General features: G+C 53.3%; 16 protein-coding genes. 8 read left to right on the plus strand and 8 right to left on the minus strand.

The features are described 5' to 3' along the window. The first annotated feature begins 29 nt into the window (after positions 1 to 29). The gene (gene trxA / locus GG681_RS04260) at positions 30 to 350 is read left to right on the plus strand and encodes a thioredoxin (protein WP_153545447.1); all 321 of its coding nucleotides are present in this window, start codon (positions 30 to 32) and stop codon (positions 348 to 350) included. A 124-nt stretch (positions 351 to 474) separates the two neighbouring features. Here trxA and GG681_RS04265 read toward each other — a convergent pair whose 3' ends face one another. Then, a complete protein-coding gene (locus tag GG681_RS04265; RefSeq protein ID WP_153545449.1) occupies positions 475 to 669 on the minus strand; it encodes a DUF1127 domain-containing protein in 195 nt (64 codons plus the stop codon). A gap of 276 nt (positions 670 to 945) precedes the next feature. Between GG681_RS04265 and hslV the strand changes: the two genes are divergently transcribed. The 4 genes from hslV to GG681_RS04285 all read left to right on the plus strand — a co-directional run bounded on the left by hslV (position 946) and on the right by GG681_RS04285 (position 5102). Further along, positions 946 to 1503, plus strand: coding sequence for an ATP-dependent protease subunit HslV (hslV, locus tag GG681_RS04270; RefSeq protein WP_153545451.1), 558 nt, complete (start codon positions 946 to 948; stop codon positions 1501 to 1503). Beyond that, positions 1500 to 2567 carry a hypothetical protein gene (locus GG681_RS04275; protein WP_153545453.1) on the plus strand — a complete coding sequence of 356 codons (1068 nt, stop codon included), beginning with the start codon at positions 1500 to 1502 and terminating at the stop codon, positions 2565 to 2567. The genes hslV and GG681_RS04275 overlap by 4 nt, the downstream gene beginning before the upstream one ends. A 12-nt stretch (positions 2568 to 2579) precedes the next feature. After that, positions 2580 to 3890, plus strand: a complete 1311-nt coding sequence (gene hslU / locus GG681_RS04280) for an ATP-dependent protease ATPase subunit HslU (protein WP_153545455.1) — start codon at positions 2580 to 2582, stop codon at positions 3888 to 3890. 81 nt (positions 3891 to 3971) lie between these two features. Then, on the plus strand, positions 3972 to 5102 hold the full coding sequence (locus GG681_RS04285; protein WP_153545457.1) for an alpha/beta hydrolase: 1131 nt from the start codon (positions 3972 to 3974) through the stop codon (positions 5100 to 5102). On the opposite strand, the gene GG681_RS04290 is transcribed toward GG681_RS04285, so the two are convergent. From GG681_RS04290 to GG681_RS04300, 3 genes are read right to left on the minus strand one after another with little or no spacing between them, the layout of a single operon-like run. Next, positions 5094 to 5681: a Smr/MutS family protein gene (locus GG681_RS04290; RefSeq protein ID WP_153545459.1), complete on the minus strand. Its 588-nt coding sequence runs from the start codon at positions 5679 to 5681 to the stop codon at positions 5094 to 5096. The genes GG681_RS04285 and GG681_RS04290 overlap by 9 nt on opposite strands. Beyond that, the gene (gene mltA / locus GG681_RS04295) at positions 5681 to 6733 is read right to left on the minus strand and encodes a murein transglycosylase A (RefSeq protein WP_153545461.1); all 1053 of its coding nucleotides are present in this window, start codon (positions 6731 to 6733) and stop codon (positions 5681 to 5683) included. The genes GG681_RS04290 and mltA overlap by 1 nt, the downstream gene beginning before the upstream one ends. Then, complete coding sequence (locus GG681_RS04300) at positions 6730 to 7386, minus strand: Tim44/TimA family putative adaptor protein (protein WP_153545463.1); 657 nt, start codon at positions 7384 to 7386, stop codon at positions 6730 to 6732. The genes mltA and GG681_RS04300 overlap by 4 nt, the downstream gene beginning before the upstream one ends. Positions 7387 to 7499: 113 nt before the next feature. Between GG681_RS04300 and GG681_RS04305 the strand changes: the two genes are divergently transcribed. Further along, positions 7500 to 8009: an FxsA family protein gene (locus GG681_RS04305; RefSeq protein WP_153545465.1), complete on the plus strand. Its 510-nt coding sequence runs from the start codon at positions 7500 to 7502 to the stop codon at positions 8007 to 8009. A gap of 80 nt (positions 8010 to 8089) precedes the next feature. Continuing rightward, positions 8090 to 8587, plus strand: a complete 498-nt coding sequence (secB, locus tag GG681_RS04310) for a protein-export chaperone SecB (RefSeq protein ID WP_153545467.1) — start codon at positions 8090 to 8092, stop codon at positions 8585 to 8587. A 51-nt stretch (positions 8588 to 8638) separates the two neighbouring features. Here secB and dnaQ read toward each other — a convergent pair whose 3' ends face one another. From dnaQ to GG681_RS04330, 4 genes are read right to left on the minus strand one after another with little or no spacing between them, the layout of a single operon-like run. Further along, positions 8639 to 9370 carry a DNA polymerase III subunit epsilon gene (dnaQ, locus tag GG681_RS04315; RefSeq protein ID WP_153545469.1) on the minus strand — a complete coding sequence of 244 codons (732 nt, stop codon included), beginning with the start codon at positions 9368 to 9370 and terminating at the stop codon, positions 8639 to 8641. After that, the gene (gene coaE, locus GG681_RS04320; protein ID WP_153545471.1) at positions 9363 to 9956 is read right to left on the minus strand and encodes a dephospho-CoA kinase; all 594 of its coding nucleotides are present in this window, start codon (positions 9954 to 9956) and stop codon (positions 9363 to 9365) included. Before coaE ends, dnaQ begins: the two co-directional genes overlap by 8 nt. Next, positions 9953 to 10786 carry a shikimate dehydrogenase gene (locus GG681_RS04325; RefSeq protein ID WP_153545473.1) on the minus strand — a complete coding sequence of 278 codons (834 nt, stop codon included), beginning with the start codon at positions 10784 to 10786 and terminating at the stop codon, positions 9953 to 9955. The genes coaE and GG681_RS04325 overlap by 4 nt, the downstream gene beginning before the upstream one ends. Next, on the minus strand, positions 10783 to 11382 hold the full coding sequence (locus GG681_RS04330; RefSeq protein ID WP_153545475.1) for a Maf family protein: 600 nt from the start codon (positions 11380 to 11382) through the stop codon (positions 10783 to 10785). Before GG681_RS04330 ends, GG681_RS04325 begins: the two co-directional genes overlap by 4 nt. A gap of 407 nt (positions 11383 to 11789) precedes the next feature. On the opposite strand from GG681_RS04330, the gene GG681_RS04335 reads away from it, so the two are divergent. Next, positions 11790 to 12245 (plus strand): CopD family protein, encoded by a 456-nt coding sequence (locus GG681_RS04335; RefSeq protein ID WP_153545477.1) that lies wholly within the window; start codon positions 11790 to 11792, stop codon positions 12243 to 12245. Positions 12246 to 12296: the final 51 nt, after the last annotated feature.

The following is a 12296-nucleotide window of genomic DNA, read 5'->3' on the forward strand; positions in this document are numbered from 1 at the left end:
TCAGTTGCCAACTCTCAGGAGACAATCCTATGTCGACCGTTGCCGTAACCGACGCAACCTTTGATGCCGAAGTTAAAAACTCTGATGTGCCCGTAGTGGTAGATTTCTGGGCCGAATGGTGCGGCCCCTGTAAACAAATTGGTCCGGCTCTCGAAGAGCTGGCAGCCGAATACGATGGCAAGGTGAAAATTGCCAAAGTAGATGTAGACAGCAACCCGAACGCTGCCGCCGCAATGGGCGTGCGTGGCATTCCTGCGCTGTTCATCTTCAAAGACGGCCAGGTTGTATCCAACCGCGCCGGCGCAGCACCCAAAGCTGCTCTGCAAAGCTGGATCGACGAATCCATCTAAGTTTTGCAACAATGATCGGAATTCAGGGCGTCTCTTGGCGCCCTTTTTCTTTGCCCAGTCCTAAGGCTAGGCAAAATAAAAGCCGCCTCAAAATGGGCGGCTTGAAGATTTTTTGAAATCTTTCTTACAGATCGTAAAGATCTGCGCGGCACAGTCCAACGTCATCAAGCTGTCTGTCGCTCAGACGAGAAAGTTCTTTACGCGTAATGCGTTTCTGGTTCCAGCGGATCACTGCTTTTTCCGCAGCGATTACTGTATCTACCACACGGAGAATAGAGACTGCTCCGAGCGGCGCGTGTGTATTGCTAATAGTAGCCATCAGCGCTGATCCTTATATGAAACAGCCGACCCAGTGTCGGTTGTATCAGCGCTAGTTATGCGTCGTTCCTGAGTCTCACAATTGCTGATTTTTCAGGCCTGATCTGCACTCATTGCATAACAAATAGACAGTTTATGAATTACCTCAGCCATAGAAGTTTGATGTTTCTCCCCTGCAAGCCTCGCTAAATCGCTGATATCCAACCCTCAAACCAGTGCTCTCTTGTGCCATAGCAGGTCGCGATCCATATAGAGGGCAAGAAAAGCGGAGATAAACATGGCAGACACGGATTTTCCCGGATGGCACGGGACCACTATCATCGGTGTGAAAAAAGACGGCGAAGTGGTGTTGGCCGGCGATGGCCAGGTGTCGCTTGGCCAGACCGTGATCAAAGGCAGCGCGCGCAAAGTTCGTCGTCTGTCACCAGGGGGATATGATGTTGTGGCGGGCTTTGCCGGCTCCACTGCAGATGCATTCACCCTGCTGGAACGGCTCGAAGCAAAGCTTGAGGCGACCCCAGGCCAATTGGCGCGGGCAAGTGTTGAGCTGGCCAAGGACTGGCGCACCGATAAATACCTGCAAAAACTGGAAGCCATGCTGATCGTGACCGATGGCAGCGATATGTTTGTCATTACCGGTGCTGGTGATGTGCTGGAGCCAGAGCATGATGTGGCAGCGATTGGTTCCGGTGGGAATTTTGCATTGGCGGCTGCACGGGCCATGATGGACAGCGATAAATCCGCAGAGGCCGTGGCCCGGGATGCGATGGCGATTGCAGCAGATATTTGCGTTTACACCAATGGCAATCTCACCGTGGAAAGCATTGGAAAATGATCAATTCTGACGATCTTCGCGCAGCGGTAGGATCTGGATTGCTGAATGAGGCCCAGGCAGCCTCGCTCAAGGCGCTGGCGGATTCTCGGCGCGGTGCGCGTCAGGATCTATCGGAAGGCGATGAACCGTTTGAGCTGTTCAAAGGCTTCAACGAGATATTTATCGTTGTTGGCCTGGCAATCCTGACCTCTGGTTGGGTTGGTATCAACAGCATCGCCTTGGTTGCCACAGCCGGCGATGTCACCGGCCGGATCATCCTGTCTGTGGTGATTGCAGCTGCGGTACTGTGGGGATTATCAGAATATTTCATCCGCAAACGCCGAATGGTTGCGCCAGCAATTGCGCTGTCGCTTTTGTTTGCCGCAAACGCCGGGGTCGGCTTTAACGCCTGGCTGGCACAGCCGTTTATGATCGCGCAGCAAGACTATACGAGCCTTTTGATGCCTATCGCGCTCAGCACTGGTGCGATTTTCATCTATTGGCTGAGGTTCAAAGTCCCCTTTGCCATGGCCTTGATCGCGTTTGGCATCTTTGGCTTTGCATTTCTTGTGGGTGGGCTTCAGGCCGGCAGCGCACCAAGCGATTTCAGCGATCTGTTTCTATTGTCCGCTGCCGGGCCCTTTGCGTTTATCACCCTAGCGGTGGGTGCATTCGTCTTTGCTGTCGCTATGTGGTTTGACATGAGCGACCCCCATAGGGTTACACGCCGCTCGGCACAGGGGTTCTGGCTCCATGTGATTGCCGCGCCGGCACTGGTGAACACTATTGCGCTTAGCTTGCTGCAAAACGACACATCAGTCGCCAACCTGATGTTGCTGGGGATATTGCTCCTATTTGCTTTTGTAGCGATCCTGATCGATCGTCGTTCGTTCCTAATTGCCGCAATTGGGTATATCGTAACTTTGGCCGCCACTGTGTTTGAAGGTGACGGCGCCGCGATGATAATCTTTTTGCTGGGCATTTTTCTTGTGGTGCTGGGTGCGTTCTGGACACGTATCCGTGCCGCGCTACTCTCTCTCGTTTCTGGCGCGATACCGGTTCACCGGTTGCCGCCATCTCACTAAGTCAGGAAAACCATGACAGATCTTACGCCTCGTGAAATCGTCTCGGAACTGGACCGGTTTATCATCGGTCAAAACGAAGCCAAACGCGCAGTGGCGGTTGCATTGCGTAACCGCTGGCGGCGCAAACAGCTGTCCGATGAAATCCGCGATGAAGTATATCCCAAAAACATCCTGATGATTGGCCCCACCGGCGTTGGTAAAACCGAAATTTCACGTCGCTTGGCCAAGCTTGCACGCGCGCCTTTTATCAAGGTCGAAGCAACCAAATTCACCGAAGTGGGCTATGTCGGCCGCGATGTGGAACAGATCGTGCGCGATCTGGTTGATACCGCGATTTTGCAAACCCGCGAGCTGATGCGCGAAGACGTGCGTGCCAAAGCGCGTAAAGCTGCCGAGGATCGTGTGCTTGCGGCTATTGCCGGCGAGAACGCCCGTGAGAGCACGCTGGAAATGTTTCGCAAAAAGCTGCTAACCGGCGAGCTTGATGACAAAGAGATTGAGCTCGATATCGCGGATAGCTCAAATCCGATGGGTGGCATGTTTGAAATTCCGGGCCAGCCCGGTGCCAATATGGGCATGATGAACATTGGTGATCTGTTCGGCAAAGCCATGGGCGCACGCACCGTGCGCAAAAAAATGACCGTTGCAAACAGCTATGATGTGTTGATTGAAGAAGAAGCTGACAAAATTCTTGATGATGAAACCGTGACCCGCACGGCGCTGGAGTCAGTTGAACAAAACGGCATCGTGTTCCTTGATGAAATCGATAAGGTCTGCGCGCGGACCGATGCCCGCGGTGGCGATGTCAGCCGTGAAGGCGTGCAGCGCGACTTGCTGCCGCTGATTGAAGGCACCACCGTCAGCACCAAACATGGCCCGATCAAAACCGACCATATCCTGTTTATTGCCTCTGGTGCGTTTCACATCGCAAAACCCTCGGATCTGCTGCCCGAGCTTCAGGGCCGTCTGCCAATCCGGGTGAACCTGCGCGCGTTGACCGAGGCTGATTTTGTTCGCATCCTCACCGAAACCGATAATGCGCTGACCCGTCAGTACAGTGCATTGATGGGCACGGAAGAAGTCACTGTGACCTTTACCGATGATGGGATTTCCGCGCTTGCTAAAATGGCGGCTGAGGTGAACCAAAGCGTTGAAAACATCGGGGCACGCCGACTCTATACTGTAATGGAACGCGTGTTTGAGGAGCTGTCCTTTAGTGCTCCTGATCGCGGCGGTGAGGAAATCACCGTTGATGCGAAATTTGTCAGCAACAACTTGGCTGAACTCAGTCGTTCCAGCGATTTGAGCCGCTACGTGCTCTGATTTAAAACCTGATTGTGAAACACTGGACATTGACGACAGCGCGGATAGCCTGTCGTCAATTCTGTTTTTCGGATTGGGTACATGCGGCGCAGCTTTTCAGTCATTCTTGGTCTCTGCCTTATGGTTTTGGCATCATGCGCCCAGGATCGAGACGCGGCACCGCTATTGCATGCCGCAACATCAGTTGGCAGCCAAGAGATTGTCTTTGGCGCAACCAGCCGCAAGGCGATGGGATCTGAATTTGGGTTCGAGCGGGCTGAAGCCCTTAGCCTGCTTGAATTGGACGTCTCCATTCCGCCCGATCGGGAAAAAGGGACCCTGTCATTGGGCGGCGCGACCCCTGATCCGACCACCGACTTTGTGCTTACTTCCCAGACGCTTCATAGTGATGAAAGTTTCAGACGCCGCATCTCTGACGTGCTCAAAAAGGAACCTGCTCCGCTGCGCGAAATCACCATTTTTGTGCATGGTTTCAACAACACCCATGCAGAAGCCGCATTTCGCACGGCCCAGCTCAAACACGATATCGAAATACCAGGAGCCACCATTTTCTATTCCTGGCCCAGCCGCGGTGCACCGCTTGGCTATGCCTACGATGAAGACAGCGCCTTGTTTGCCCGAGATGGGCTTGAACGGCTCCTGCGTCAAACGCGCAAGGCAACTGGTGTTCCGGTGATTATTGTGGCTCATTCGCTTGGTACACAAGTCACCATGGAAACGCTGCGCCAGATCGAAATTCAATCACCGGGCTGGTCTAGCCGCAATCTGTCGGCCATCATATTGATGTCGCCGGATCTAGATGTCGACCTGTTCAAAAGCCAGCTTAAGCGGTTTCAGAGCGTTCCTCAGCCATTTTTGATCTTTGCCAATAGCCGCGATCGGGCTTTGGGGCTTTCGCAACGGCTGCGTGGCACCAATACGCGGGAACGTCTGGGCAATATCAGATCACTTGAACGGCTCAAAGATCTGCCAGTACAGGTGATCGATACCTCAGATCTCAAACGCAGTCGCGATCTCAATCATTTCCCGGTTGCCAATTCTCCCGAACTTATTGCGCTTCTCAGACGGTTAAGAACAGCAGCAGACACATTGGATGGTTCGCAAACACATCTCGCACGTCTGTTGCCCGGACGTTTCAGCAAACTTGGCGGGGCAGTCAGAGTGAAGCTTGAAGACCCCGCGCAGCCGGCAGTGCCCCAATCCTCACCGTGAACGGCGCAGATAGACGTAATACGCACCTTCGCCGCCATGTGAAAGATGCGCGGGTGTGACCTGCAGCACAGCCTGCGCCAAAGGCGGTAGCGAAAGCCACTGCGGCACCTTATGGCGCAAAACCCCACGTGGAATCGGCATGGGCCCAGGCTCATCGCGATGCTTTCCCTTGCCGGTGATCACCAACACCAGCCGCTTTCCAGAAGCCTGCGCCGACAGAATAAACCGTGTCAGGGCAGGGTGGGCCGTATCGATGCGCATCCCGTGCAGATCAAGCTTGCCCTCGGGCTTTAATTTGCCGCGCTTCATCCGGCGAAAAGCTTTTTCATCCATTTGCACACCGCGATCTGACAGCGCACTGGCAATAGAAGGTTTCAGATTGTGTTTCGGTGCCGGAGCCTGAGCCTTAGAGCCAACCTCAAACGTTTCCCCCCGAAAGGTAACCGGCTTTTGGGGTTTGGGCTTGGGCAATGATTTTGGATGGGGCGAAGGCGCCACTTCGGGATGCATCCGCTCAGTCTGTTTGGCGACCTTCTTCCAAAGGTCGATTTCCTCATCCGTTAATTTGCGCCGGGTCATTAGAGATCTTCCGCCAATAGCGCATAGGCGCGTTGAATGGGCAAAAGCACATACATACGCCCCGGATCACGCAATTTTCCCGCAGCAAGGCCGGCTGCATCACCGGTGCCAAAAAAGATATCAGCGCGCTGCGCACCTTTGATCGCGGAGCCGGTATCCTGCGCAATCATCAAACGACGCAGGCTTTCGGCGCCGTCTTTTTCCACCCAAACCGGCGCTCCAAGCGGGGTATAAGCAGGATCCACTGCAATGCTGCGCATCGCTGTCACAGAACGGTTCATTGCGCCAAGCGGGCCTTTGCTGGCGCGAACCTGATTGACCTCACGGAAAAACACATATGACGGGTTGTGCATCAACAGCTCACGCCCCGCAGCTGGGTTGCGTTTGACCCAGTTTTTGATGACCTGCGCGCTGACCTGGTGGGCATTATAGACACCGCGACGCACCAGCTCTTGACCGATGGAACGGTACTCGTGACCATTTGCGCCACCGTATCCCACCCGCACCACGGAACCGTCACTCATACGGATGCGGCCAGATCCCTGAATTTGCAAGAAAAACAGTTCAACCGGGTCATCGACCCAGGCGATTTCCAGCCCGCGCCCATCCATCACGCCACTGGTCAAAATATCACGACGTGACAGCCATTTGCCGACACGGCGCGCCTCAGCTGGTAGACGATACACCGGATATTTATAGCGCGCAGATGGTCGCCGTGCCCCAGATAGCTCAGGCTCAAAATAGCCGGTAAACAGGGCCTTTTTCCCATCTTCCACCATTACCGGCCGAAAGAAGAGTTCAAAAAACGATTTGGCCGACTGCGCGCCCTGTGTCTGTGCAACTGCACAAAGCGCGCTCCAATCAGGATCATCTAGATCCGGGCAGGTCTCCATAAATGCATTAAAGGCCCGCGCGTGATCATCATTGCTCCACCCGTCAAGCTGAGAAAACTCCATCAGTTTGACGGTGGTTTCGGAACTCGCTCCGCCAGCACCCAATGTGGCGCCACAGAGGGCAGAAACACCCAATGCCGTGCGGAGCGTCTTCTTCATGCGTCTGTAGCAACCAGTTGCCAGTTGGGATCATTTTCACCCATTTGACGTGCAAAGACCCAAGTATTTTTCTGGCGTTTGATGGATTTGCTGTCGCCTTCGACGATTTCACCTTCGCTGTTTTTCACCACCGAGGTCAGCTCACCCACAAAGCGCATGGTGACTTCAGCTGTGCGGCTGCTTTCATCAAAGGTCGCGTTGACCAATGTGGTTTCGCGCACCCCAATGAAGTTGGCATCAATTGTCAGCCCCTGATCTTCGCGGGCCGCAACTGCATCAACAAAGCTCTCATACACGTCTTCCGCCAGGAAGGGTTGGATATCGGCAAGTTCGCCATTTTCAAATCCCATGAGGATCATTTCATAGGCACCCCGTGCACCCTGCACAAAGTCGCTGACGCTGAAGCTATGTTCAACACGCTTCATTGCAGCAAGTGCCAGAGCTTGTGGGCTTTCGGCATCCACGTGATCAATGATATCATTGTCTGGCCCGCCTTCGATCACTTCGAGGTCATGGCTGGCGCGATGGGTCTCGGTGGTCGGCACACGAGGTTTTTCAAAACCTTCGCGCGTGCCCAAAACGCTTTTTAGGCGCAGGATCAGGAAGATGGCGATACCGGCCAGGATCAAAAGCGAAATTACAGGCGAATCCATGTAAACCTCATGCTAGGTGTTCGTGCTTTGTTTGAAACCTTGTGTCTCAGATCTTATGTAGGTGAGCAACACTATCAAGTCTACCACCCCGTGTCCTATACAAGGAAACCGTGATGTATCTCTTTCTGGCCTTTGTTCTGGTGCCAATCATCGAAATCGCCCTGTTTATTCAAGTTGGCGGTGCAATTGGATTGGGTCCAACACTGCTGATTGTTGTGATTACCGCGGTTCTGGGCACATGGCTTGTGCGCAATCAGGGACAATTGGCGATGGGGCAACTGCGCCAGTCTTTCAACCATCTCTCTGATCCGACTGAGCCTTTGGCGCATGGGGCGATGATCCTTTTTTCGGGCGCTTTGCTTTTGACTCCCGGTTTTTTTACGGACGCGGTTGGTTTCGCGCTTTTGATCCCACGCGTGCGGGTTGCCGTTTTCAACTACCTACGCAGCAAAATCAAAGTGAGCAGCTTTCAGATGGGGGGCCAAATGGGCGGAATGCATCATTCGCGTGGTCCACAGGGCTTTCAGCAGGGCGATACAATTGACGGGGAATTTCACGAGGTTCAGCCAGATCAGCCCCGCACAGGCCCTTCCAAATGGGTTGATCACAAAAGTAAAGAATGAATGACATTTAGCCGGACCCGTTGAGCTGGCAATATCAAGCTGCTAAGCACACCCTAATAAATATTTCTAGGAGAGTATACATGGCCGAGAATGGCGCTGCAGACGCCCCGCAGCAACCGCAGGTTCAAATGAAGATTTTGGGTCAGTTCATCCGTGACATGTCGTTTGAAAACGTCATGGCGCAAAAAGGCGTTACCGGCGGTGAGGTTCAGCCAGATGTAAATGTTCAGGTTGCTCTGGATGCGAAAAAACGCTCCGTTGACAACCAGTTCGAAGTCATCACCAAGCTGACTGTTGAATCCAAGAACAAGAATGGCGAAGGCGTTCTGTTTGTTCTGGAGCTGGAATATGTTGGCATTTTCCACATCGAAGGTATCCCGGAAGATCAGCTGCACCCGTTCCTGCTGATCGAATGCCCGCGCATGCTGTTCCCCTTCCTGCGCCGCATCGTGTCGGACGTCACCCGCGACGGTGGCTTCCCGCCGTTGAACCTGGACAACATCGATTTTGTTGCAATCTACCGCAACGAACTGGCACGCCGTCAGGCTGCAGGCGAAGCACAGGCTCCGCAGGCCTAAGCGCCTTTTCAGTTTAATTCAAAAAAGCGCCGCTGGTTTCAGTGGCGTTTTTTATTGGCCTGCTGTTTTCCAGATCGCCTCATCGCCCAGTTTTTCAACAAAGGCGTCATGCGCAGCCTGTTCCTCAGCTGTAATACGTGCGGGCAGGGGTGTAGAGCGCGGCATTGGCCGCCAATCATCTGCTACTGCTGCCGGGCCTTCTTCTTTGACGGTGGCCAAGCCAAAATCTGGCTGCCGCCCACCGATAAGCTCCAGATAGACATCCGCCAGAATTTCAGAGTCAAGCAACGCGCCGTGCAGCGTCCGGTTGGAGTTGTCGATCCCAAAGCGGCGACACAATGCATCCAGCGTCGCCGGCGAGCCTGGGAATTTGCGCCGCGCCATCGTCAATGTATCAACGGCCTGATCCATTGGCAGTTGCCGCAAGCCCATCCATTTCAGTTCCGCATTGAGAAACTTCATATCAAAGCTGGCGTTGTGGATGATCATCTTGGAATCGCGCACAAAATCCAGAAATGATTGTCCGACCTTCGAAAACACCGGCTTGTCGCGCAGCGTTACCTGGCCGGCTGCGGGTTGTTGTGGCGGCTCCAAAAGATCCGGGCCAATCCCATGCACAGAGAACGCCTCTGCAGGCATTGAACGTTCCGGGTTGATATAGACGTGATAGGTTTCACCCGTAGGCATGTGGTTGAACAGCTCAACCGCACCGATCTCGACAATGCGATCACCGGAATTTGGGTCAAATCCGGTGGTTTCCGTATCAAGTACAATTTCACGCATGTTTCTGACCCGCTCTTATCTGGCGCAAGATAGCTGCCACCTGTTCTTTGGCATGTTCAACCGTATCGGTTTCGATCAGAAAATCCGAGCGGGCTTTTTTCTCATCGATCGGCATCTGTTTTGCACGGATCTGCTCGAACTGGGCTTGTGTCATGGTGCCCCGTGCAAGAACACGCCTTTGCTGTTCCTCTTCGGAGGTAAACACACAGGCAACCGCATCCATTTCCTGCTCACCGCCCGTTTCAAACAGCAGCGGAATATCAAACACCAATACATCTGCGTCGGCCTGCGCCTTAAACGCAGCCCGATCCGCCTGCACCAAAGGATGCACAATGGCCTCGATCTGGGGCAGGGCGGTTGGATCCGTCTGGATGATAGATCTCAGCACTGTGCGATCCACGCCTTCTGGGCCGATGGCATCAGAAAACAAATCACCAATAGGTGCAACTGCCACACCTTGCGGGCCATACAGGCGATGCACGGCCTGATCCGCATCCCACAATGCGCAGCCCTCAGCCACAAACATCTGTGCTGTGGTGCTTTTCCCCATGCCGATGGATCCGGTCAGGCCAAGGTGAAAACTCATCCCAAGATCGCCGCGCGAGTGTCTTCGGTGACGTCTGGCTTTGTACCAAACCAACGTTCAAATCCCGGAACCGCCTGATGGATCAACATGCCCAGCCCATCAACTGTGGTACAGCCAAGTTCTTCTGCTGTGGTCAGCAGGTCGGTTTTAAGAGGCGTATAGATGAGATCAGTCACAACAGCATCTTTGCGAATACCATCCAAAGGGATACGCAGTCGTGGTTTTCCAACCATACCAAGCGAGGTTGTATTCACCACAAGCTTCCCCTCTTCGAGCAGGTTGCCGGCCTGGACCCACTCTTCAACACGGACTTTTCCACCAAAATCGGATTTCAGCTGCTCTGCGCGATCGCGTGTGCGGTTGGTCAGGATGATCTCGGGCACGCCGGCTTCCAGCAGTGAAGCAATCACCGCGCGACAGGCACCGCCGGCCCCAAGCACAACCGCAGGTCCAGACTTTGGATCCCAATCAGGCGCGCCTGCTACGAGGTTGGTCAAAAAACCATAACCGTCTGTATTGTCGGCCATAATGCTGCCATCGGGACGGAAAATAAGTGTATTTGCCGCGCCCATCAGTTTGGCGCGATCTGTCACTTGATCGGCGATTTTCATTACCGCTTCTTTATGGGGGATGGTCACATTGGCACCAACAAACCCCATTTTCGGCATCATGCGAATGACCGCTTCGAGCTGATCTTCTTCGACATGAAGTGGCACGTAGTGGCCAGCTATACCCAGCGTCTTCAGCCAGTGGCCATGAAGAAGAGGTGATTTTGAGTGCGCGATCGGGTTTCCGATAACGCCGGCGAGTGGGATTTTTGCTTCGCTCATTGCTCAATCGCTCCCTGCAGTCCAAGATAATTAATCAGTTCCAATAGCGGCAAACCAAGGACATTGAAATATGAGCCCTCGATGTTTGTGAAAAGCCTTACACCTTCTTCTTCTAGCTTATAAGCACCAACACAATGGCGGATACTGTCCCAATTCCGCGCCACATAAGCCTGCAAGTAATCATCTGAGCACTGCCGCATCTGTAACCTGACCTGACCAACATGGCGCCAGATCGGCTCACCGGCGCGATAGATCACTGCGGCTGACAATAACATATGACGCTTGCCGCGCATCTCGCTCAGCTGGGTCAGCGCTTCTTCGGCTGATTTTGGTTTTGATAGGATCTTGCCGTTAAAATCCAGCACCTGATCACAGCCTAAAACCAATGCGTCCGGATGCTTGCCACTTACCTTGCGGGCTTTGGCCTCTGCCAGCGCATCCGCAATATCCCGTGGTGACGCCGCTTCTGCGAGCAAACTGGCCTTAATCGACGCTTCATCAACTTTAGCGGGTATTTGATCGATATCAATTCCCGCATTACGGAGGAGTTGGGCCCGAATTTCAGATCCAGAGGCTAAGATGATGTGGGCAGACATGTGGAAAACCCCATGGGTAAAATGAAGATCAGCTGAGAATGCTTTGTATGGATATCCCTACGCGCCGCAAGTCGTGAATAAAGTGGAAAATCTCAGGCTTTCGCCGGCAGATTCGCCCCACGTGGACGAGGATAACTCAAAAACAGTGGATATGTTGGTTGCCGGCGATTCCTCCAAGGTTTATCCCCAGCCTGAAGATCGTAAACAATTTCTTAAATGCCTTTATTTTATGGCGTTAAGAAAGAATTCACAGATGGACAACCTGTCACGCTGTCATTTTATCCTATGTGGGGATAATGCAGTGTGGGACTCGATTATCCACGGATTTCGACCCACACTACAAAAACATCATCCTCTTAAAATATAATTATATTTAAGGGGGATCAGAGCCAGGAAAGACCGAGGCCATGGATCGCACTGATCTCATGTACATGATCTACCCATATGCCAAATCACTTCACATCATGGCAGTACTGAGCTGGATGGCTGGTCTTTTCTATCTGCCACGTCTGTTTGTGTATCATGTGGAGCAGGCAGAGAAGGTGCAGGAATGCAAACCTGTGTTCCTCATCATGGAAGAGAAGCTCCTGAAGGTCATAATGCGCCCAGCAAGCGTTGTAGCGTGGCTTGCAGGGCTCTGGATGGTGTTTACACCCGGGATTGTCGACTGGAGCATGATCTGGCCCTGGACCAAGGGCGCAAGCGTGATTGCGATGACCTGGTTTCATCACTGGCTGCTCTATCGCTTTCGCGATTTCAAAGCCGGCAAGAACCGGCTCAACGGGCGTCAGTATCGCATGATGAATGAGGTGCCGACCTTGTTGATGGTTGTGATTGTGGTTTCTGTGATCTTCAAATTTTAGCAGAAGATTTGACTCGCCGGCAGCAACTGCCTATATGGGCTTTAAGCGGGC

The organism is Tritonibacter aquimaris, from assembly GCF_009617595.1.
Taxonomy (GTDB): domain Bacteria; phylum Pseudomonadota; class Alphaproteobacteria; order Rhodobacterales; family Rhodobacteraceae; genus Epibacterium; species Epibacterium aquimaris.